General features: G+C 66.5%; 19 protein-coding genes and 1 riboswitch. Of the genes, 11 read left to right on the forward strand and 8 right to left on the reverse strand.

The window, feature by feature from the left end; genetic code table 11:
- Positions 1 to 8 precede the first annotated feature (8 nt).
- The 6 genes from VX037_RS12785 to VX037_RS12810 all read left to right on the forward strand — a co-directional run bounded on the left by VX037_RS12785 (position 9) and on the right by VX037_RS12810 (position 8,399).
- Positions 9 to 1,442, forward strand: coding sequence for a GuaB1 family IMP dehydrogenase-related protein (locus tag VX037_RS12785; RefSeq protein WP_235724221.1), 1,434 nt, complete (start codon positions 9 to 11; stop codon positions 1,440 to 1,442).
- A 3-nt stretch (positions 1,443 to 1,445) separates the two neighbouring features.
- Positions 1,446 to 2,846, forward strand: coding sequence for a hemolysin family protein (locus VX037_RS12790; RefSeq protein ID WP_235724222.1), 1,401 nt, complete (start codon positions 1,446 to 1,448; stop codon positions 2,844 to 2,846).
- Positions 2,839 to 3,915 carry a hemolysin family protein gene (locus VX037_RS12795; RefSeq protein ID WP_266061450.1) on the forward strand — a complete coding sequence of 359 codons (1,077 nt, stop codon included), beginning with the start codon at positions 2,839 to 2,841 and terminating at the stop codon, positions 3,913 to 3,915. Before VX037_RS12790 ends, VX037_RS12795 begins: the two co-directional genes overlap by 8 nt.
- A complete protein-coding gene (locus VX037_RS12800) occupies positions 3,912 to 4,832 on the forward strand; it encodes a 3-methyladenine DNA glycosylase (protein ID WP_235724224.1) in 921 nt (306 codons plus the stop codon). The genes VX037_RS12795 and VX037_RS12800 overlap by 4 nt, the downstream gene beginning before the upstream one ends.
- A 37-nt stretch (positions 4,833 to 4,869) precedes the next feature.
- On the forward strand, positions 4,870 to 7,041 hold the full coding sequence (locus VX037_RS12805; protein ID WP_328714531.1) for a malate synthase G: 2,172 nt from the start codon (positions 4,870 to 4,872) through the stop codon (positions 7,039 to 7,041).
- Between the two features lie 152 nt (positions 7,042 to 7,193).
- On the forward strand, positions 7,194 to 8,399 hold the full coding sequence (locus VX037_RS12810) for a substrate-binding domain-containing protein (RefSeq protein WP_328714533.1): 1,206 nt from the start codon (positions 7,194 to 7,196) through the stop codon (positions 8,397 to 8,399).
- A 320-nt stretch (positions 8,400 to 8,719) separates the two neighbouring features.
- On the opposite strand, the gene gcvP is transcribed toward VX037_RS12810, so the two are convergent.
- Positions 8,720 to 11,581: an aminomethyl-transferring glycine dehydrogenase gene (gene gcvP, locus VX037_RS12815; protein WP_328714534.1), complete on the reverse strand. Its 2,862-nt coding sequence runs from the start codon at positions 11,579 to 11,581 to the stop codon at positions 8,720 to 8,722.
- A gap of 153 nt (positions 11,582 to 11,734) precedes the next feature.
- Positions 11,735 to 11,835, reverse strand: a riboswitch (glycine riboswitch).
- A gap of 196 nt (positions 11,836 to 12,031) precedes the next feature.
- Here gcvP and VX037_RS12820 point away from each other — a divergent pair.
- Positions 12,032 to 12,397 carry a VOC family protein gene (locus VX037_RS12820; RefSeq protein ID WP_328714536.1) on the forward strand — a complete coding sequence of 122 codons (366 nt, stop codon included), beginning with the start codon at positions 12,032 to 12,034 and terminating at the stop codon, positions 12,395 to 12,397.
- 81 nt (positions 12,398 to 12,478) lie between these two features.
- On the opposite strand, the gene VX037_RS12825 is transcribed toward VX037_RS12820, so the two are convergent.
- The 4 genes from VX037_RS12825 to garA form a co-directional block, all read right to left on the reverse strand.
- Positions 12,479 to 13,144 carry a MerR family transcriptional regulator gene (locus VX037_RS12825; RefSeq protein ID WP_235724229.1) on the reverse strand — a complete coding sequence of 222 codons (666 nt, stop codon included), beginning with the start codon at positions 13,142 to 13,144 and terminating at the stop codon, positions 12,479 to 12,481.
- A 293-nt stretch (positions 13,145 to 13,437) separates the two neighbouring features.
- Positions 13,438 to 13,944 carry a bifunctional nuclease family protein gene (locus tag VX037_RS12830; protein ID WP_235724230.1) on the reverse strand — a complete coding sequence of 169 codons (507 nt, stop codon included), beginning with the start codon at positions 13,942 to 13,944 and terminating at the stop codon, positions 13,438 to 13,440.
- 150 nt (positions 13,945 to 14,094) lie between these two features.
- Entirely contained in the window at positions 14,095 to 14,817 is a 723-nt protein-coding gene (gene ftsR, locus VX037_RS12835) for a transcriptional regulator FtsR (protein WP_435948554.1), read from the reverse strand.
- Between the two features lie 4 nt (positions 14,818 to 14,821).
- Positions 14,822 to 15,277 (reverse strand): glycogen accumulation regulator GarA, encoded by a 456-nt coding sequence (gene garA, locus VX037_RS12840; protein ID WP_160904252.1) that lies wholly within the window; start codon positions 15,275 to 15,277, stop codon positions 14,822 to 14,824.
- A 19-nt stretch (positions 15,278 to 15,296) separates the two neighbouring features.
- Between garA and VX037_RS12845 the strand changes: the two genes are divergently transcribed.
- The gene (locus VX037_RS12845; RefSeq protein WP_235724233.1) at positions 15,297 to 15,449 is read left to right on the forward strand and encodes a hypothetical protein; all 153 of its coding nucleotides are present in this window, start codon (positions 15,297 to 15,299) and stop codon (positions 15,447 to 15,449) included.
- A 142-nt stretch (positions 15,450 to 15,591) separates the two neighbouring features.
- Here the strand turns inward: VX037_RS12845 and gcvH are convergent, their stop codons facing one another.
- The 3 genes from gcvH to secA2 all read right to left on the reverse strand — a co-directional run bounded on the left by gcvH (position 15,592) and on the right by secA2 (position 19,147).
- The gene (gene gcvH / locus VX037_RS12850) at positions 15,592 to 15,996 is read right to left on the reverse strand and encodes a glycine cleavage system protein GcvH (protein WP_235724234.1); all 405 of its coding nucleotides are present in this window, start codon (positions 15,994 to 15,996) and stop codon (positions 15,592 to 15,594) included.
- A gap of 56 nt (positions 15,997 to 16,052) precedes the next feature.
- Complete coding sequence (locus VX037_RS12855; RefSeq protein ID WP_235724285.1) at positions 16,053 to 16,619, reverse strand: CDP-alcohol phosphatidyltransferase family protein; 567 nt, start codon at positions 16,617 to 16,619, stop codon at positions 16,053 to 16,055.
- 71 nt (positions 16,620 to 16,690) lie between these two features.
- The gene (gene secA2 / locus VX037_RS12860; protein ID WP_328714537.1) at positions 16,691 to 19,147 is read right to left on the reverse strand and encodes an accessory Sec system translocase SecA2; all 2,457 of its coding nucleotides are present in this window, start codon (positions 19,145 to 19,147) and stop codon (positions 16,691 to 16,693) included.
- Positions 19,148 to 19,401: 254 nt separating this feature from the next.
- On the opposite strand from secA2, the gene VX037_RS12865 reads away from it, so the two are divergent.
- The 3 genes from VX037_RS12865 to ppk2 all read left to right on the forward strand — a co-directional run bounded on the left by VX037_RS12865 (position 19,402) and on the right by ppk2 (position 22,010).
- Positions 19,402 to 19,983 (forward strand): META domain-containing protein, encoded by a 582-nt coding sequence (locus VX037_RS12865; protein WP_328714539.1) that lies wholly within the window; start codon positions 19,402 to 19,404, stop codon positions 19,981 to 19,983.
- Positions 19,984 to 20,105: 122 nt separating this feature from the next.
- Positions 20,106 to 21,098: a malate dehydrogenase gene (locus VX037_RS12870; RefSeq protein ID WP_287017117.1), complete on the forward strand. Its 993-nt coding sequence runs from the start codon at positions 20,106 to 20,108 to the stop codon at positions 21,096 to 21,098.
- Between the two features lie 69 nt (positions 21,099 to 21,167).
- Positions 21,168 to 22,010: a polyphosphate kinase 2 gene (gene ppk2 / locus VX037_RS12875; protein ID WP_266061458.1), complete on the forward strand. Its 843-nt coding sequence runs from the start codon at positions 21,168 to 21,170 to the stop codon at positions 22,008 to 22,010.
- The last annotated feature ends 35 nt before the right edge of the window (positions 22,011 to 22,045 follow it).

Genomic DNA, 22,045 nt, shown 5'->3' on the forward strand with positions numbered 1-22,045 from the left:
GGGACATCGTGCGATTCCTGGAAGGTCACGCACCGACCCACGATCTGACCTACGACGACCTGTTCATCGTTCCGAACAGATCGGACGTCACATCGCGGTTCGATGTGGACATCTCGACGTCGGACGGCAGCGGCACCACCATCCCGATCGTCGCCGCGAACATGACCGCGGTCGCCGGTAAACGCATGGCCGAGACACTCGCGCGCCGTGGCGGACTGGTGGTGTTGCCGCAGGATCTGCCGATCGCTGCGGTCTCGGCGTCGATCGATCACGTGAAGTCACGTCATCTCGTCGCCGACACGCCGGTCACCCTGACCGCCGAGAGCTCGGTCTCCGACGCCCTGGCGCTGATCCCGAAGCGTGCGCACGGTGCGGCCGTCGTGGTGGACGACGGTCGGCCGATCGGCGTGGTCACCGAGAAACGATGCCGAGACGTCGACCGGTTCTCGCGGGTGCGCGAAGTGCTCGATCCCGACATCATCACGCTGCCGGTGGACACCGCGCCCCGCGATGTCTTCGACGCGCTCGGCGATCGTCACCTCGGGCTCGCCGTGCTCGTCGACGACGACGGGCGTCTGGCCGGGGTCCTCACCCGACTGGGTGCGCTACGACACGCGATCTACCGACCCAACGTCGACGGCGCGGGACGGCTGCGTATCGCGGCTGCCGTCGGCATCAACGGCGACGTGGTGGGCAAGGCCAAGGCGCTCGCCGCGGCGGGCGCGGACCTGCTGGTGATCGACACCGCGCACGGCCATCAGGAGAAGATGCTCAGCGCGTTGGAGGCCGTCGCCTCCGCCGACCCCGGCGTCCCCATCGCCGCAGGCAACGTGGTGTCGGCACAGGGAACCACCGACCTGCTGGATGCCGGCGCGACCATCGTGAAGGTCGGTGTGGGTCCCGGAGCCATGTGCACCACCCGCATGATGACCGGCGTCGGGCGCCCACAGTTCTCTGCGGTCGCCGAATGCGCCGAGGTGGCGCGAGCGCGGGGTGCGCACGTGTGGGCCGACGGCGGAGTGCGCCACCCGCGGGATGTGGCCCTCGCGATCGCGGCCGGCGCGTCGAACGTCATGATCGGCTCGTGGTTCGCCGGCACCTATGAGTCGCCCGGCGATCTGCAGACCGACGCCGGGGGCATGTACAAGGTCAGCTTCGGCATGGCGTCCAAACGTGCCGTCGCGGCCCGGTCGGCCAGTGATGGCGCCTACGACCGCGCGCGCAAGTCGTTGTTCGAGGAAGGCATCTCGAGTTCACGAATCCGGCTCGACCCCGACCGACCGTCGGTCGAGGACCTGATCGATCACATCTGCTCGGGTGTGCGCAGCACCGCCACCTACGCCGGGGCCCGCACGCTGGCCGAGTTGCACGACAAGGTCGTCCTGGGGGTGCAGTCGGCCGCCGGATTCGCCGAAGGGCGCCCGCTGCCGGGCGGGTGGTGACGGTTGGAGATCCTCCTCCTCGTCGCCAGTCTCGTCGGTTTCCTCGCGCTCACCCTGGGGACCGCGCTCTTCGTTGCCGCGGAGTTCTCGCTGACCGCACTGGAGCGGTCGACCATCTCCGACGACGTCGACACTCGCGGCGACCGCCGTTCCCGGCTGGTCCAGCGCGCGCACTCCACGCTCTCGTTCCAGCTCTCCGGCGCCCAACTCGGAATCACGATCACCACACTGATCACCGGCTACATCGCCGAACCGGTCCTGGCCCGGATCCTCTCCCCCGCCCTGACCGGGCTGGGGCTCGGCGAATCCATGGTCGACGGGGTGTCCCTCGTCCTGGCACTCGTCATCGCGACGTCGTTGTCGATGGTCCTCGGCGAGTTGATCCCCAAGAACCTGGCGATCGCGAAGCCGCTGGCGGTCGCCCGTGCCACCGCGGGCCCGATGACGATCTTCTCGGCCGCGTTCCGGTGGGCGATCAACGGCCTCAACGGGTCCGCGAACTGGGTGGTGCGCCGGCTGGGCATCGAACCCGCCGAGGAGCTCGCGTCGGCTCGGTCGCCTCAGGAGCTGGTGTCGTTGGTGCGCAACTCCGCCCGCGAGGGTTCCATCGACGCCGGCACCGCCGCCCTGGTCGACCGCTCCCTGCGATTCGGTGAACTGACCGCCGAGGACCTGATGACACCGCGCGTCACCATCGAATGCCTCGACCGTGACGACAACATTCGCGATCTGGTGTTGGCGTCGTCGCGAACCGGGCATTCTCGCTTCCCCGTGGTGATAGACGGGGACCTCGACGACCTGGTGGGCGTCGTCCACATCAAGCAGGCGTTCACCGTGAGTCCCGAGCGCGCCGCGCACACCACCGTCGCCTCGATCGCGCGGACGGTGCCGCGGGTGCCGGTGAGCCTCGACGGGGACGCACTGATGGAGCGGATCCGCGCCGACGGTATGGAGGTCTGCGTGGTGATCGACGAGTACGGCGGCACCGCAGGCATCGTCACCACCGAGGATCTGATCGAGGAGATCCTCGGCGACGTCACCGATGAGCACGACCGCGAACGCGCCGACGTCGCCGAGGACGGCGCGGGCTACCTGTGCTCGGGGCTGCTCCGGATCGACGAGGTCGCCGATGCCACCGGCTACCGTGCTCCGGAGGGGTCCTACGACACGCTCGGCGGTCTGGTCATGTTCTGCTTGGGCCGCATACCGATGGTCGGCGACACGGTCGAACTGCCCGACCGTACCCCCGCCATCGACGCCGACGACGACGAACACGAACCGGCCGAGAGCGACGACGTCTCCTGGCGGGCGACGGTGACCCAGATGGACGGCCGACGAATCGACGTCGTCTCGCTACAGCCGGTCGGCGACGCGACCCGCGCAGGGGCGCCGACCCATGGGTGATCTCTGGGCGGTGCTGCTCACCGTGGTGCTCCTCGGCGGCAACGCATTCTTCGTCGGTGCCGAGTTCTCGCTGATCTCGGCACGTCGCGATCGACTCGAGGCCCTCGAAGAGGCCGGGAAGAAGCGTGCGCGGACCGTGATCGGCGCCGGCGAGCGACTGTCGCTGATGCTGGCCGGCGCGCAGCTGGGCATCACCATCTGCTCCATCCTGCTCGGCCGGGTGGGCGAGCCGGCGGTCGCCCATCTCATCGAGCGACCCCTTCATCTCGTACACGTACCCGATGCCCTGCTGCATCCGATCTCGTTCACCGTCGCGCTGTCGCTGGTGGTGGTGCTGCACATCCTCATCGGCGAGATGGTGCCCAAGAACATCGCGCTCGCCGGCCCGGAGACCTCGGCGATGTTGCTGGTACCGGCCCACCTCATGTTCATCCGGATCGCGCGTCCGCTCATCGCGTTCTACAACTGGCTCGCCAACATCTCGCTGCGCTTGATGCGGGTGGAACCCAAGGACGAACTGGCCTCCAGCGTCTCCCCGGGGGAACTGGCCCAGATGATCGTCGAGTCCAAGCGGGAAGGACTGATCGACGCCGAAGAACATGAACGGCTGACCCGTGCGCTGCAGTCGGTCAGCCGGACCGTCGGTGAAGTGATGATTCCACTGGACACGCTGCGCAGCGTGTCGATGGAGGTGGACGAGAAAACCGGCGGCACCGGGCCCACACTCGGGTCGGTGGAGCGCGCGGTCAGTGACACCGGGTTCTCCCGGTTCCCGGTCCGCGGGCCCGACGGCACACTCACCGGCTACCTGCACCTCAAGGACGTCCTCGACGAGATTCTCGACGAGCGGATCGGACCGGACACGATCATCGGCATCTCCAAGATCCGCGCGCTACCGGTCATCGCGTCATCCACCCTGCTCGAGGAGGCCACCTCCGCACTGCGCCGCACCAGCTCGCACCTGGGCGCGGTGGTCGACGAGAGCGGCCGCACCATCGGAGTCGTCGCGCTCGCCGACCTGGTCGAGGAATTCGTCGGCAACGTCCGCGACGAGACCCATCGGGTATGACGACGGGGTCGGCCGCCGAGACCCGTGTCGACGGGGTGCTTACTCGTCGTCAGTGGATCGGGCTGCGTGAGAGTCATCGCGATCGAGTCGAGGCGTTGATCGGTGACTATCTGCGCGAGCGCCGGAGCGGGTCGAAGCACCCGGTGATCGACTTCCTGTTCACGTACTACTCGTCACGGCCGGCGCATGTGCAGCGCTGGCATCCCGGCTACGGCGTCGTGCTCGGTGACGCCGACGAATACCTGCCCCTGCGTGGCTATCGGCGCGTGGCCGGCGGGGTGTCGGTGGACCCCGATCACCTGCGCGCGCGGACGGGCACTCTGGCCGCCACCGAAGCGCTGCTACGTGCCACGGCCTCGCGTCCTGCGCGGCTGGGTTGCTTCGGCCTGCACGAATGGGCGATGGTCTACCGCACCGACGATCTCCGCCACGACCTTCCGCTACGCCTCGGGGCCGCCGGAACCGATGCGGTGGTCGACGAGATGCCACTGCGCTGCACTCATTTCGACGCGTTCCGGTTCTTCACACCGCTCGCGCGGCCATACAACGAAGCCAAACTGACCCGCGACCATCAGCTCGCCGATGAGCAGCCGGGCTGTCTGCACGCGACGATGGACCTGTACCGGGCGTGCTTCACGCTGGCACCGTTGATCGACTCCGACCTGACCCTGGACTGCTTCGCTCTCGCGCTGCGCGCCCGCGAACTCGACATGCGGGCGAGTCCCTACGATCTGAGCGAGCTGGGCTATGACCCGGTGCCGATAGAGACCCCCGCCGGTCGAGCGCAGTATGTGCGCGAACAATCCGAGATCGCGACCGCCGGCGAGATCCTTCGGGCCGCGGTGGCCGAACGGTGTCGTCACCTGCTCGGACAGACCGGACGGGATCCCCGCGAAGCGCCGATTACCGGCGAGTAGCATGGTGGGGTCGATTCACCGTAGGAGAAAGGCTGTCATGTCTGACCGGACCAACGTCAATGGACTGCAGGTCGCCACTGTCCTGTATGACTTCATCAACAACGAGGCGTTGCCCGGTACCGGTGTAGACCAGAACAGCTTCTGGGCGGGCGCCGCATCGGTCATCGGCGACCTTGCCCCGCGCAACCGGGAACTGCTCGCCGTACGCGACGATCTGCAGGCCAAGATCGACCAATGGCACAAGGACAACGACGGTGCCGGGGACTTCGCCACCTACAAGAAGTTTCTCACCGACATCGGGTACCTGGTCGAGCCGCCGGCCGATTTCCAGATCGCCACCGAGAACGTCGACCGCGAGATCGCCGAGACGGCAGGACCGCAGCTCGTGGTGCCGGTGCTCAACGCACGGTTCGCCCTCAACGCATCCAACGCACGGTGGGGGTCGCTCTACGACGCGCTCTACGGCACCGACGTGATCCCCGAGACCGACGGCGCCGAAAAGGGTTCGTCCTACAACCAGGTGCGCGGTGACAAGGTGATCGCCTACGCGAAAGCCTTCCTCGACCAGGCGGTGCCGCTCGAGCAGTGCAGCTACACCGACGTGGCGGCGTTCGCGGTCGTCGACGGAGCACTGCAGGTCACGTTGGCCGATCAGAAGACCGCCACCCTCGCCGACCCCTCGGCGTTCGCCGGTTATCGCGGCGAACCGTCGTCACCGTCGTCGATCCTGTTGCGCCACAACGGCCTCTACCTCGACATCGAGATCGATCCGGAATCGCCCATCGGAAAGACCGACCCGGCAGGCATCAAGGATGTGGTGATGGAGTCGGCGATCACCACGATCATGGACTTCGAGGACTCGGTGGCCGCCGTCGACGCCGACGACAAGGTGCTCGGCTACCGCAACTGGCTGGGACTGAACAAGGGTGATCTCGCCGAAGAGGTGAGCAAGGGCGGCAAGAGCTTCACCCGCACGCTGCACGCCAACCGTGAGTACACCGCACCCGATGGTTCCGGCTTCGATCTGCACGGCCGTTCACTGCTGTTCGTGCGCAACGTCGGTCACCTGATGACCAACCCGGCAGTGCTCGACGCCGACGGCAACGAAGTCCCCGAGGGCATCCTCGATGCACTGGTGACCTCGCTGGCCGGTATCCACGGGCTGTCCACCGAGGCCGGCGTGCAGAACTCACGAACCGGTTCGATCTACATCGTCAAGCCGAAGATGCACGGCCCCGACGAAGTGGCGTTCACCGTCGAGCTGTTCGGTCGCGTCGAGCAAGTGCTCGGACTGCCGGAGAACACCCTCAAGGTCGGCATCATGGACGAGGAACGTCGCACGACCGTCAACCTGAAGGCCTGCATCAAGGCCGCCGAGAATCGCGTAGTCTTCATCAACACCGGCTTCCTCGATCGGACCGGCGACGAGATCCACACCTCCATGGAGGCCGGCGCGATGATCCGCAAGGGTGAGATGAAGCAGCAGAAGTGGATCGCGGCCTACGAGGACTTCAACGTCGACACCGGCCTGGCCGCCGGACTGCAGCACAAGGCGCAGATCGGCAAGGGCATGTGGGCCATGACCGACCTTATGGCCGACATGGTCGAGCAGAAGATCGGCCAGCCGAAGGCCGGTGCCACGACCGCCTGGGTCCCGTCACCGACAGCTGCGACGCTGCACGCGATGCACTATCACCTCGTGGACGTCTTCGAACGTCAGGACGAGATCGCCAAGCGCGACCCCGCTGACGTCGACGACATCCTGACCATTCCGCTCGCACCGAAGACCGACTGGTCGGCCGAGGAGAAGCAGCAGGAACTCGACAACAACTGCCAGTCGATCCTGGGTTATGTGGTGCGCTGGATCGACCACGGTGTGGGTTGCTCCAAGGTGCCCGACATCCACGACGTCGCACTGATGGAAGACCGCGCCACCCTGCGCATCTCCAGCCAGTTGCTGGCGAACTGGATTCATCACGGCATCGTGACCGCCGACGACGTGGTCGCCTCGCTGGAGCGGATGGCCCCGGTGGTGGACCGACAGAACGCCGACGACCCCGCTTACCGTCCGATGGCTGCGGATTTCGACTCCAACATCGCGTTCCAGGCCGCGAAGGCACTGATCCTGGAGGGGACCACCCAGCCCAGCGGATACACCGAGCCGATCCTGCACGCCAAGCGCCGCGAGTACAAAGCAGCCAACGCCTGACTGAGGCCCGGACAGCCGTCCGCGGACCGGTGGTCGGCAGGCCACCATGCTGTCAGCCGGGACGATGTCCGCTATCGTCGTCATCTGTCACCCCGATCACAGTCGGATCGGGGTGACAGGCGGCGAATGCCCGAAGAGCGGAAGGCGGGGGGTTGGCTCACCATCGCAGCACCGACCGTGGCGCATCGATGCGTGGTCGGGGGGTCAGTCGAGGTCTGGTCGGCGCACTGCTGACCGTCGTCCTCGTGGCGGCCGTGGTCGTGGTGTGGTTCCAACTCGGCGACCGTATCGACCGGCAAGGTGAGCAAGCCGCTGGCAACTGTGTCGAAGGTCGTACCACCGTTCCGATCATCGCCGACCCCGATGTCGCCGATGCGTTGAGCACCATCGCTGCCGAGTACTCGAAAACCGGGCCGGTGGTGCGTGATCACTGCGTGGTGGTAGAGGTCCGGCCCGGCGACGCGAAGGTCACCCTGGACGGTCTGGCCGGCGCCTGGGATCCCGCCGCGCTCGGCGCCCGGCCTGCGGCGTGGGTGCCGCAGTCATCGATCTGGGCGGCGGATTTGGTCAGCGCGCGCCCCGACATCGTCGACGGCACTCCGTCCTCACTGGTCAGTTCGCCGGTGGTGTTGGCCACGGCCCCGGAGTTGGCCGAGGCGTTCGACGGCGAACTCGACTGGCAACAGTTGCCGACGCTGCAACAGCGCGATGCCTCGTTGGGCGCCTTCGGGTTGGGCAGCTGGGGTTCGATTCGCCTGGCGATGCCGATTGGTGCGCAGTCCGACGCGACGGCGCTGGCTGCGCAGGCGGTGGCGATGCAGGTCACCCGGACCATGGGTCCGCTCACCGAACAGGACGCGGACTCGCCGCGGGTGGCCTCGAGTATCGAAGCGATGTCGTCGGGTGCACCGCAGTCGCCCGACGGGACGCCGGTCGGCGCAGCGCGGCTGATGGCCGATGCGTCCGACCCGGCCGACGCCACCATTCATGCCGTGGCCATCACGGAACAGTCGCTGTATCAATTGACCCGCGACGACACCACCCCACGTCTCGCCGAGGTGATCCCCGGAGGTCCGACCCCGATCGCCGACTATCCGATCATCCGACTCACCGGTGACGGCGTCGCAGCCGAACAGACCGATGCGGTGGCCGAGTTCTTCGCCTTCGCCAGCCAGCCCGAACATCTCGCGACGCTGACGGCACTGGGGTTCCGCGGTGACGCGCCGATGCCCGAGAAGACCGCCACCGTCACATTCCCGCTCACCGAGAACCCGATGCCGATTCCCGAGACGGCGGCAACTGTCACCATCAATCGGCTCGTCTACGGGCCCGACAGCGGGCCGGTGACGGCGGGGTGAGGACTTCGGACTGAGGTGACGTGGTCTCGATACACCCCTCGCCTAGCGGCTCGGGGCTACTCGACCACCGACATTCGACCCGGCCACCTTCACCACCGACAAACGACCCGGCGTACCCCGTCGATGAGTAGCCGCGAACGTAGTGAGTGGCCCCACCCGCTGATCGAGTAGCCGCGAACGTAGTGAGTGGCCCCACCCACTGATCGAGTAGCCGCGAACGTAGTGAGTGGCCCCACCCGCTGATCGAGTAGCCGCGAACGTAGTGAGTGGCCCCACCCGCTGATCGAGTAGCCGCGAACGAAGTGAGTGGCGTATCGAGATCAGCTGCTGAAGGCCTCGATGGGCGGGCAGCTGCACACGAGGTTGCGGTCGCCGAAGGCCTGATCGATCCGTCGGACCGCGGGCCAGATCTTGGCGCGGGCACCCGCCGACGGGAGGCCGAGCGGATACACCGCCACCTCTCGGGAGTAGGGGTGATCCCAGTCGCCGACCAACGCCTCGGCGGTGTGCGGTGCCCCGCGCAGCGGGTTGTCGTCGGCTGGCCACTCCCCGGCTCCGACGCGGTCGATCTCGGCGCGGATGGCGATCATCGCGTCACAGAACGCGTCGAGTTCGTCGAGATTCTCACTCTCGGTCGGCTCCACCATCAGTGTTCCCGCCACCGGAAAGCTCATGGTGGGAGCGTGGAAACCGTAGTCGGCCAGTCGTTTGGCCACATCGTCGACGGTGACGCCGGTCTCCTTCGTCAACGGCCGAAGGTCGAGGATGCACTCGTGGGCGACCAGACCATTCTCGCCGGCATACAGCACCGGGTAATGATCCCCGAGACGCCGCGCGATGTAGTTGGCCGAGGCGATCGCGGTGAGGGTGGCTCGACGCAGCCCGTCGGCGCCCATCATCGCAATGTAGGCGTAGGTGATCGGCAGGATCGAGGCCGATCCGTACGGCGCCGCCGAGATCGTCGAGTCCCCGGGGAGGTCGTCGGCGAGGGGATGACCGGGCAGATACGGCGCGAGGTGAGACCGCACCGCGACCGGCCCCACACCCGGACCGCCACCCCCGTGCGGGATGCAGAAGGTCTTGTGCAGGTTCAGGTGACTCACGTCGCCGCCGAATCGTCCTGGACGGGCCACACCCACCAGGGCGTTCAGATTCGCACCGTCCACATACACCTGGCCGCCCGCATCGTGCACGGCCGCACAGATCTCCTCGATGTCGTGCTCGAAGACGCCATGGGTCGATGGGTAGGTGATCATGATGGCGGCCAGCGCATCTCGGTGTTTGTCGATTTTGGCGCGCAGATCGTCGACGTCGACGTCGCCGTTCTCTCGGCAACCGACCACCACCACGCGCAGCCCGGCCATGACCGCCGATGCGGCGTTGGTGCCGTGCGCGCTCGATGGGATCAGGCACACGTCGCGGCCGGTGTCACCGCGCCCGAGATGGTATCGGCGGATCGCCAGCAACCCGGCGAACTCGCCCTGCGAGCCCGCGTTGGGCTGCACGCTCACCCGGTCATAGCCGGTGACGGCGACCAGCCAGTCCTCCAGGGTGGAGATCACCTCGCGGATGCCGACCGTGTCGGCCGCCGGGGCAAACGGGTGCAGGCGCGCGAAGCCGGGCCAGGTGATCGGTTCCATCTCCGCGGTGGCATTGAGCTTCATGGTGCACGAACCCAGTGGGATCATGCTGCGATCGAGCGCGATGTCCTTGTCGGAGAGCGCACGCAGATAGCGCAGCATCGCCGTTTCGGTGCGGTACCTGTTGAACGCCGGATGCGTCAGGAATTCGGTGTCACGGGTCTCGATCGGTTGCGAAAATGCATGTCGGCGAACACCTTCGGCGCTGAACGCACGCAGCACCACAGCGAGATCGGCTGCGGTGGTGGTCTCGTCGCACGCGATACCCACGGTGTCGCCGTCGATCCGCCGCAGGTTCACGTTCTCGCGCTTGGCATGTGCGATCACGCTGTCGGCCTGCCCGGGTGCGCGAACCACGATCGTGTCGAAGAACGACGAGTGGGCGATGGAAAACCCCGCAACGGTGAGACTGTCGGCCAGGAACACCGCATGTTCGTGGACGCGACGAGCGATCGCCCGCAATCCGTCGGCCCCGTGATAGGACGCGTACATCGCGGCCACCACCGCCAGGAGCACCTGCGCGGTGCAGATGTTGCTGGTCGCCTTCTCACGCCGGATGTGTTGTTCCCGGGTCTGCAGCGACAGGCGGTAAGCGAGATTGCCGTCGGCATCCTTCGAAACACCCACCAGACGGCCGGGCAGTTGACGCGCATGCGTCGAACGCACACACAGGTAGCCGGCGTGCGGTCCACCGAATCCCATCGGCACGCCGAAGCGCTGGGTGGTGCCGAAGCAGACATCCGCGCCCAACTCACCCGGTGGCGTGATCAGGGTCGCTGCCAGCAGGTCGGCCCCCACTGCGACCAGAGCCCCGCGCGCATGCGCGGCGTCGATGACAGGGCCGACATCCAGGATGCGGCCCGACGCCCCGGGTGCCTGCATGATCACACCGAAGAAGTCTCCCTCGGGCAGACCGCAGTCCGGCATCGCGGGATGCAGCGAGGCCTCGACGACCTCGATCCCGAGCGGTTGAGCGCGGGTGTCGATCACGGCGCGCGTCTGTGGGAAGAGGTCGGCATCGACCACCAACCGTGGTGATCGGGACTTGCCTGCGCGTCTCAGCAACGTCATCGCCTCGGCCGCAGCGGTCGCCTCGTCGAGCATCGATGCGTTGGCGACCTCCATCCCGGTCAGATCCGCGACCATGGTCTGAAAGTTGAGCAACGCTTCGAGCCGACCCTGGCTGATCTCGGGCTGATAGGGCGTATAGGCGGTGTACCACGCAGGGTTCTCCAGCACGTTGCGCAGGATCACCGGCGGGGTATGGGTGTCGTGGTAGCCCAGCCCGATCATGGAGCGGGCGACGGTGTTGCGGCCCGCGAGGTGGGCGAGTTGTTCGTGCACGTCGTGCTCGCTGACCGCGGGCGGCAACGACTGCAGACCGTTGGAGTCCGGCTCATCGGCGATGACCGCCGGGACCACCCGGGCGGCGAGTTCATCGAGAGACGAGATGCCGATCGCGGCGAGGATACGTTCGGTCTCGGTGGCATTCGGGCCGACGTGGCGATCGACGAAGGCGGCAGAGACGGGCGTGGCGGGCATGACAGGTCAACCTCTCGGCGGTCTGCGGCCCTCCCCCTCTGTCATGCCTGTCGATCCGCGAACGGACAGCTGGGCGCCTGAGAGATTCGGCCGGTAGTCGACCTTTCACCGTGGGCGGAACCGGGTTGCCCCGACTCACTTTCCAGAGACGCCGTCAACATCACGGTCCTGGGTGCCTGAGAGTTTGACGAGGAGGTGTTGCTCCTTCGGCGGCCTCCGCCCATGTGGCGGTGACTCTCTCCCGAGACGCAGCGGCGCGACCTCAGTATACGTGGGCATGACCGCGGCGCAGGTCGCCCGTCTCCGGGGTCGGCACAGTGAATCGACCGAAGGGGCGGGAGCAGACCCCCGGCGAGGACGCGATCCGGCCCGACAAAACCTGACAGTCGATGTCGTGATTCGCTGATCTACTGGCGTGGCGTCATCACCCACGACCCGAGGAGCGCCCTGATGCCCCCACCGAACCTGTTTCTGATCTACGTCCGCGACGCTGAGGCCGCAACCACGTTCTACTGCGAATTGTTCGATGTACAGCCGAAATTCGTGAGTCCTCGCTATGTCGCCTTCGAGGTCGCACCCGGGGTTCTGTTCGCCCTGTGGACCGGTCGTAGTGACCACGCGCTTCCTGCCACCCCGCGCACGTGCGAGGTCGGGCTGATGATTCCCGGCGCGGCGTCCGCGATCGACGTGATCCATGCGCGGTGGGCGGCGGCAGGGGTCCGAGTGGTGCAGGAGCCTTATGACGACGTCTTCGGCCGAACATTCGTGGCCGCCGATCCGGACGGCAACCTCATCCGGGTTTCGCCGATGGATTGACGCTGCGCCACACTGCGCCGATCGGTCCGGCAGGAGTGCATGGGCCGCTGATGCCTCGGCACCCTGACCGGCCCGAGGGCTCTAGCCGGTCCGACGGGTCCGATTCTTGCGCCGCGCGGCCAGTTCGTCTTCTGGCGCGGTCTCGGTGACACCGCCATCGGCCCGCTCGCCGGGGAAGTCGGCGATGGTTCCGGTCAGTTCACGCATGGCACCGCTGACAGCGATCCCGAAGACGCCCTGGCCACCTTGCAGTAAGTCGACGACCTCTTCCGCCGAGGTGCACTCATAGACCGTGGTGCCGTCGGAGAACAGGGTGATGCGGGCCAGATCCTCCACCCCACGCTGACGTAGGTGGTCGACCGCGACCCGGATGTTCTGGAGCGAGATCCCGGTGTCGAGCAATCGCTTCACGATCTTGAGGACCAAGATGTCCTTGAACGAGTACAGACGCTGGCTGCCCGACCCTGCCGCGCCGCGAATGGACGGCACCACCAGCGACGTGCGGGCCCAGTAGTCGAGCTGCCGATAGGTGATTCCGGCGATCTGGCACGCACTGGGCACGCGATAGCCCACCAGCTCGTCCGGCACGGTGTCGTTGGGAAAGATGCCGGGCGCGATGTCATCGAGACTGCCCTGCGTGGCGGCACCCGAGTTCGACGCCCCGGTGCGGTCGCTGTCGACCTCGCCGTCGGCCGCGGTCACCTCGGTCGGTGACGGCATTTCGTCGTCGAACGGCTGATCGCCCACTGCAGACTCCCTCGCAACGCCAGGATCGACTCGACAGACACGTCAGCTCGAGGTTTCCCTCGAGACTGCTACAACAGTACGCGCCTGACAGACGATCATCCTTCGTCCCCGCTCAATTCGGGCGACGTGTCGACGGTATGCGGCCCGCGAGGGCGGAATCAACGCGACTCGCCCTGGAACCTCAACCTCTACTTGAGATCGAGCAAACAGTGACCTGGCGGTGTCCGTTCCGTGATCTGGGTCGTTCGCCCCTGTTCTCGGCAACCGATCCAGCGTTGGGCGCCATCAACGCGCTACGCCCCGCCGCTCGCCTTGAAGTCGTCCGGCGAGACGTTGTCGAGGAATTCCTTGAACTTCTCGACCTCGTCCTCTTTGGCCTCCGCGGGAGCGTCCTCGTCGCCGTTCTCGTCGGGGATGAGCAGTCCCGCCTCGGTCAGTACGTCTTCGTCGGCGACGATCGGCACTCCCGCCCTCATGGCGACCGCGATCGAATCCGACGGGCGCGCGGAGACCCGCAATTCGTCGGCAAAGACCATCTCCGCGTAGAAGGTGCCCTCTTGCATGTCGACGATGCGGACCTCGCGCAGCGTCTTGCCGAAGTCGTTGATCAAGTTGACGATCAGATCATGGGTGAGCGGACGTGGTGGCTCGATACCCTTCTGCTGCAAGGCGATCGATGCGGCCTCGCTCTGTCCGATCCAGATCGGCAGATATCGTTCACCATCCACCTCACGCAGGAGCAGCACCGGCTGGCTCTGCGGCGGCTCGACCCGAATGCCCACGACTCGCATTTCGCCCATCTCGCACCCGCTTCCTCATGATCGCCGGATGATCGGTCGGTGGCTCCTCGAAGGCAGTCCCTCGCGCCTGCCGATCACTGAACACGACGCTACACCGCATGACCCGACCGTGGCGGCCACCCGAGCCCAGATCGGTCCGGGATCGACAGATCAGTCCAGGACGTCGCGGACCGCGGCCTTGACCAGCTGGGTGTGCAACGTCACCGACAGAGCAGCGATCTCACGGACCAACTCCTCGGCGCGATCCCGCGCCCCGGTTCCCTTGCCCTTGGCGATCGGGTTCGCGATCTGCGCCACCAAGCCGGCCTCGCGGTCCGCGGAGACCTTGAACGCCCGCAGATGCCGCGTCTCCAGACCGTAATTGGCCAGCGCCGCCGCAGCCTCGACCAGTCGCACGGCGTCTTCGTCGAAGAATCCGGCCGGACCGGCCGACAGCAGGCCGTTGCGTTGTAGCTCGGTCACGAATGCCGCATCCACACCAGTGCGCTCGATGAGGGCCTCGCGTGACACCCGATCGCCCCGGGAACCGAAGTCGGTGGCCGGCGCCACCGCTCCGCGAGCCGAGGAGATCAGCCGGGTGGCGCCACCCGGACCGCCGTCGCCGCTGTCGATCGCGTCGAGTTGCTCCTTGATGACCTTCAGCGGCAGGTACCGATCCCGTTGTGCGGTCAGCACGAATCGCAATCGCTCGACATCTGCCGAACTGAACCGGCGATAACCCGACGGCGCCCGCTCGGGAGTGATCAGACCCTCGGATTCCAGGAAGCGGATCTTGGAGATCGTCACATCCGGGAAATCCTCACGCAGCAAGGCGAGGACCGAGCCGATCGACATCGATCCTTCGCCGCGCTGACCTGCCGACGACGCCGTCACGGCGTCAGGCGCCGGCGTGGCCGTCGCGCGGACCGCTCAGGAACACGAGACGGAACTTGCCGATCTGCACCTCGTCGCCATTGCTCAGCTGCGCGGTGTCCACCGGCTCACGGTTGACATAGGTGCCGTTGAGGCTGCCCACGTCGACTACCTGGAACTCGTTGTCACCGAGGCGGAATTCGGCGTGGCGACGGCTCACCGTCACGTCGTCGAGAAAGATGTCGCTGTCGGGATGCCGACCCGCCGACGTCGTCGGCTGATCGAGCAGAAATCGCGAGCCGGCGTTGGGGCCGCGCTTGACGACAAGCAGCGCCGTGCCGGGAGAGAGCCTCTCGACCCCGGTATCGGCAGGTTCACTCGAGGTGGTCGCCCCGGCGTCGAGTTCGGAGATGAACTCCTCCCGGAAAACCGATGTGGTCTCCACCGGCGCCTCGAGGTCCTTGTCGTTTTCGCTCACCACTTCTCCTTCGTCTGTTTCGGTGCCCGCGGATCTCGGCGTCACCGGCATGTCACGGCTCGCGGCGACACGCGAGTCGCATGTCCCGCACGCCGACGATGCCGGTCCGTCATCGTCCACCTCGGGCTCCGGTCCGGCCGACGACGTTCGGGTCGGCGGGCCGGATCTGCTGTGAGTAACCGTACCGTGTCGCGGCCTCCACACGGGCGATCGAGTCGATCACGACACCGACGATCATAGTCGTATCCGTCGAGCCGACCGACCGCCGACACCGGCCGCGTCACCGGCTTGTGATTCACCACCACATGTGTGGCGAATCAGCCCTCGATGACCGCGCGATAGCCGTCGGCGTCGAGAGTGTCGGCCAGCGCCGCGTCCAGAGCGGACTCGTCGGCGACGCTGATGACGACCAGCCATCCCGAACCATACGGGTCCGAGTTGACCAATTCGGGAGCCGTCTCGAGCTCGCCGTTGACCTCGGACACCGTACCCTCCAGAGGCCCGTAGATGTCCGAGACACTCTTGGTCGACTCGACCTCGGCGAAGGACTCGCCGGACTCCACGGCGTCGTCGACGGCCGGCAGCTGCACGAACACCACGTCACCGAGCGCGTCCTGTGCGAAATCGGTGATGCCCACCCGAACACTGGTCGGCCCGGTCCTCTCCACCCATTCGTGTTCGGCCGTATAACGCAGGCCGGCGGGCACATTGGTTTCGGTCACGGTGCACCTTTCTGGTCTGTCGCACCAACGCGGCGGCGACTCTTCGGAAATTCAGGTTACGTTGCGGCGGCGTTCTGCGGAGGCATCCGTCGGAGCACGAGCACTGTCTGATACCCGTACAGCACAAACGACCACAGATACAGCCCGACGCCCCAGATCATGAACGCCCACCCGATGGGATAGCAGATGGTGCCGATGATCGAATCCAATTGTCCGGCAAGCAGCCACGGAAACGCGCTCATCAAGGCGAAAGTGGCCGCCTTGCCGATGTAGAGCACCGGCAATGCCACCAGGCCACGTGAACGCAACAGCGGTGCCGTGGCGAACAATGCGAGATCGCGCGCGATGATCACGGCGATCAGCCACCACGGCACGAACTCTCGGATTCCGAACGCGATGGGGATGATGACGATGTAGAGACGGTCGGCGGCGGGATCGAGCAATGCGCCGATCCGTGAGGACTGGTCGAGCCAACGCGCGATCTTGCCATCCGCCCAGTCGGAGAAACCGGAGAACAACAGGATCGCGAACGCCCAGCCATCGGCTTCTTCGACCAGCAACAGCCAGATGAACACCGGTATCAGCGCGAGCCGTAAGACGCTCAGTGCGTTCGGAACGGTCAACCATCGATCGTCGGCGACGGTGGTGGCCTCGGCCTCCGCTCGGGGATCACCGCGGCCGTCCGTGTCTCCGGTCACCGGAAGATGCCGATGATGCCCTGCAGGGTCTTCGCGCCGCCCGACGCGAAGAGGTTGTCGTGCACCATGTACGTCCACGTGGTGGTGGAGCGATGCAGATCGGCGGTCCCCAGATCGACACCGTCGTTGGTGATCGTCGCGGAGGTGAAGGTGACGCACGCCTTGTCCACGGCCTCGGTGGGCAGACCGGCGAACTCGTCGAGGATCAGTTTGTGGAACTCGTCGAGCGGGCTCTCCTTGCCGAGCGAACGCAGGTGAATACTCGACCGGACGTCGGACACGAACGCCAGATGATCGGCCCATGCCCGGTCGAGGTGATACAGCATGATCTCGCGTGCCGCCTGCACGAGGACCTCGCGGTCCACCGGCTCGACCGGCGGCATCGGGGCCGCCTCGGCTGTCGTCCCCTCCGCGGTCGCCGAGCGATCGGGGTTCGACCCTTCAGCGCTCGACGCTTGAGTGCTCGACTCTCGAGGGCTCGACTCCTCGGAACTCGACTCTTGAGCGCTCGGCTCGGCGGTCTTTGCACCCGTCAGTTGCGCATACCTGTCCGGTTCACGTGCGCTGAGTTCGTCCAGCGCGGTGTCGGTGGTCAGGATCTCCATCCGCCGCGCAACAACGATGTCGCGCTGCTGATTGACGAGTTTGTTGTAGCGCCAGGTGTTGGCGTGCAACTCGAGCATCACACCTTCAGCGACCCGTTGCGCCTGTTCGATGAGGTCTATTCCCTTGGCTCCCATCGAGCCGTCCTCGGACTGGGAGACGGGGTCTCGTTTGAAAGCCAGATTCCTTGTCACGACCGGATCCTCGAGACTGGAAAAGAACACCGAGCGGCCCGGATCACCCTGACGGCCGGCGCGTCCCCGCAGTTGGTTGTCCAGACGCTGAGTGTCATGCCGTCCGGTCCCGATGACACAGAGCCCACCCAACTCCACCACTTCCTCTCGCGCGGCAGCGTCGTCTGCGGAACCGCCGAGCCGGATGTCGGTGCCACGGCCGGCCATCTGAGTGGAGACGGTCACCGCGTTCCGCGCGCCCGCCTCGGCGATGATCTTCGCCTCCTCGGCGTCGTTCTTCGCGTTGAGCACCACCGTCGACACACCTGCCTTGTCGAGGAAGTACGCCAGCTCTTCGGACTCGGCGACGTCGTGCGTGCCGATCAGGATCGGCTGTCCGGTCTCGTGCACCTCTTTGACGTAGCCGACGATCGCCTCGACCTTGTTCGCCTTGGTGTCGTACACGCGGTCGGGTTCATCGACCCGGATGTCCGAGGTGTTCGGCGGGATCTGCGACACGAGCAGGTCGTAGAACTGCCGGAACTGCTCGCCCGCGGCCAATGCGGTGCCGGTCATGCCGCACACCGAGGGGTACCGTCCGATCAGGGCCTGCACCGTGATCGTGTCGATGACCTCGCCGGAATCGGTCTGGCTGAGCCCCTCTTTGATCTCCACCGCGGCCTGAACGCCGTCGGGCCAGCGTTGCAGCTGCGCGACACGGCCACGCGAGGCGTTGATCAGGTGTACGCCACCGTCGCGGACGATGTAATGAACGTCCCGCTCGAGCAGATAGTGGGCGTGCATGGCGATGTTGATGTGCACCAGGGTGGTGCCGACGTGGTCCTCGTCGTAGAGGTTGATACCACCGAGCTCTTCCTCGACGAAGGACGCGCCCTCCTCGGTGAGGGTCACGTTTCGCCCCTCGGTGTCGACCTCGTAGTGCTTGTTCTTCATGCGTGCGACCACATCGTGGATGGCCTGATCGGGTACCTCGGTTTCGGTGGACCCGGCCAGCACCAGCGGGATGAGCGCCTCGTCGACCAGCACCGAGTCCGCCTCGTCGATGATCGCCACGTCGGGTTTCGGCGACACCAGGTCATCCGGCGACAGTGCGAGTTGGTCGCGGAGCACGTCGAATCCGATCTCGTTGACCGAACCGTAGGTGATGTCGGCGGCGTAGGCGGCCTTGCGTTCCTCGTGATCGGAGTTCTCCGCGACCGCCCGGGCCACCAGACCGAACGCCGCGAACAAGGGCGCCATCCACTCCGCGTCACGGGTCGCGAGGTAGTCGTTGACCGAGATCACATGCACTCGATGGCCCTGCAGAACATGCCCGATGGCAGCGATCGCACCGGCCAGTGTCTTGCCTTCACCGGTGGCCATCTCGACCACGTCGCCCTCGAGCAACCGCAGCGCGCCCTGTAACTGAACGTCGAACGGCCGCATGTCCAGCGAGCGATCTGCGGCCTCCCGGACGAGCGCGAGAAACCTCGCACGGTCGGCGGGCTTCGAGCCTATGTCGAGCTGTTGGGCCTGTGCCGCGAACTCATCGTCGGCGAGATCGGCGGCCCAGGAGGTGTGGGTGTCTGCGTCCTTGATCAGTGCGACGGACTTCGACTGATTTCGCGATGACTGGGAGCCCAGAAGGCGCCACATGCTGTTGGTCAGCTTTCCCACCGAACACTTCTCCTGACTCGTGCCTGTCGGGCATGGGTAGCGGTCGGAGCGCCGGGTCTCGATGGCGGCACGCCCGCGGACGCGCGAATCCACCGCGGGGCGGCCCCGAGGTCGCCGTCCACGGTACGCGCCGCGTTCGCCGCTTCGGTGCTCGACACCGGGGCCTTGCGGTGCCCGACACCCACCGGTCGTCTCGCCGACATCACCGGCCGTCACCACCCGCGAACGGCGTCGCGGTTGGGTACCGTGGAACCATGCCACTCATCGGGGTGAAGGCACCATCGGCGACGCGCGGCCCCATCGGTTCGGACGCGGTCGAGTGCACCGAACCGCACCGCGAGCCCCGGGGTCGGCATCGGCGCCGATCTGCGCCGATGCTCCTCCTGTGTAGCGCGATCCTGGCGCAGCCACTCGTCGCCGGGCCGGCCGCAGCGGCACCCGCGCCGGTGCCTCCCGCGCCCATCCGACCGGCGCCGGTGCCGCCGTTGCCGCTCGACGACCCGTATGCCCTGCTCGCCGGTCGCACATATACATCTGTCACCGTGATCGGCGGCACCATCCCGGGTGGTGGCCCCGTGGTCATCGGTTTCGACAACGCGCACCGTGTCGGTATGGACGCCGGATGCAACTCGCACGCCGGCAGCGTGGCCGTCACCGGTGACCGACTCCGGATCGGCCGGCTCGCATCCACGATGATGGCCTGTCCCCCACCCCGTGCCGACGCCGACGAGTGGCTGGCCCGTTTCACGTCGGTCCCACTGGTCTGGCGCGTATTCGGCCCGATCCTCACGTTGTCGAGCCCGGTGCACACGGTGATCCTGCTCGAGGATCGGTAAGTAGCGTCGGGCCACCCGCCGTTGCGTAGGCCATCGACGAATCGCACCCCGCTTGTCCCTCATCAGCCACTGCCCTGATTCTGAGCAACCTTCCTTTGTGAGAACTCTGACGAGAGGACACGATGTCATCGACCACCCCCGCCGTAGTAACCGTGACCGGTGCCGCAGGGCAGATCGGATATGCCGCCCTGTTCCGGATCGCCGCCGGCGCGATGTTGGGCCATGATCGCCCGGTTCGACTGCGGTTGCTGGAGTTGCCGCATGCAGTGTCGGCCGCGGAGGGCACCGCGATGGAACTCGACGACGGCGCTTTCGAGCAAGTCGTCTCGGTGGACATCTATGACGACCCGCGGGCCGCCTTCGATGGCGCCGAGTTCGCGCTCCTGATCGGTGCCAAGCCCCGGACCAAGGGGATGGAGCGGGCCGACCTGCTGCAGGCCAACGCAGCCATCTTCGCCGAACAGGGCCGGGTGCTCAACGACGTTGCCGCGCCAGATCTCCGCGTCATCGTGGTCGGCAACCCGGCCAACACCAACGCCGCCATCGCCGCGGCGCACGCCCCCGACATCCCACCGGAGCGGTTCACCGCACTCACCCGCCTCGACCACAATCGCGCGATCGCGCAGTTGGCGCGCCGTGCCGGCTGCGCGGCGCGCGACATCAGCCGGGTCTCGGTGTGGGGCAATCACTCCCCCACCCAGTATCCCGACATCTTCCATGCCCGGGTCGCCGGGCGCAGCGGAGCTGATTTCGCGGCCGACCGCGCGTGGCTTATCGACGATTTCATCCCCACCGTGGCCACCCGTGGCACGGCCATCATCGAGGCGCGCGGGGCATCGTCGGCGGCGTCGGCAGCCAGTGCGACCATCGACCACATCCACGACTGGGTGCTGGGCATCGAGGGTGACGACTGGACCTCGGCCGCACTCCCCTCACCAGGGGTGTACGGCGTTCCGGAAGGTGTGGTGTGCTCATTCCCGGTTCGCCCGGTCGGCGGGCGATGGGAAATCGTCTCGGGGCTCGAGATCAACGAATTCTCACGAGCCCGCATCGACGCATCGGTGGCCGAACTCACCGCCGAGATCTCAGCGGTGGGAGATCTGTTGCCGGCCTGACCGACACCGCACCTGCGGCGCTGGCGCGGTGTCATCGCCCGCGACCGGTGTCCGTGGCATCCTCTGTGAATGGCGAAGAAGGCGAAGGACGACAAGGCCGCGAAAAGGCCGAAGCTCTCCACCAAGGCGTACGAGGCCGAACTGTTCCGGCTGCAGACCGAATTGGTGAAACTGCAGGAGTGGGTACGGGCAACCGGTAGCCGCGTCGTGGTGATCTTCGAGGGACGCGACGCCGCCGGCAAGGGCGGCACCATCAAACGCATCAGCGAATACCTGAGCCCCCGTGTCACGCGAGTTGCCGCTCTGCCCGCGCCGACGGATCGCGAACGCGGTCAGTGGTATTACCAGCGCTACGTTGCCCATCTGCCCGCGCCCGGCGAGATCGTGTTGTTCGACCGATCCTGGTACAACCGGGCCGGTGTGGAGAAAGTGATGGGCTTCTGCACACCGGAGGAGCACACGCGCTTCCTCCGTCAGACACCGATCTTCGAACAGATGCTCATCGACGACGGAATCCTGTTGCGCAAGTACTGGTTCTCGGTGTCCGACGATGAGCAGCTCAAGCGGTTCAAGTCCCGACTCGACGATCCGGTCCGGCAATGGAAGCTCAGCCCGATGGACCTCGAGGCGGTCTACCGATGGGAGGACTACTCCCGGGCCAAGGACGAGATGATGGTCCACACCGACACCGCGACGAGCCCGTGGTTCGTCGTCGAATCCGATGTGAAGAAGCATGCCCGCCTCAACATGATCTCCCATCTGCTCTCGACCATCGACTACGAGGACGTGCCCCGGCCGAAGGTGGAGCTGCCCAAGAAGCCGGTCGACACCGGCAACTACCGGCGTCCGCCACGATCGCTGTCGAAGTACGTCCCCGACCATGTGGCCGACATGCTCGGCAGCGATGACTGACGACCTGCCCCGGTGATCGGAGCGGGTGGGTAACA

Source organism: Gordonia sp. Z-3, from assembly GCF_036233855.1.
In the GTDB taxonomy this organism is placed as follows: Bacteria; Actinomycetota; Actinomycetes; order Mycobacteriales; family Mycobacteriaceae; genus Gordonia; species Gordonia tangerina.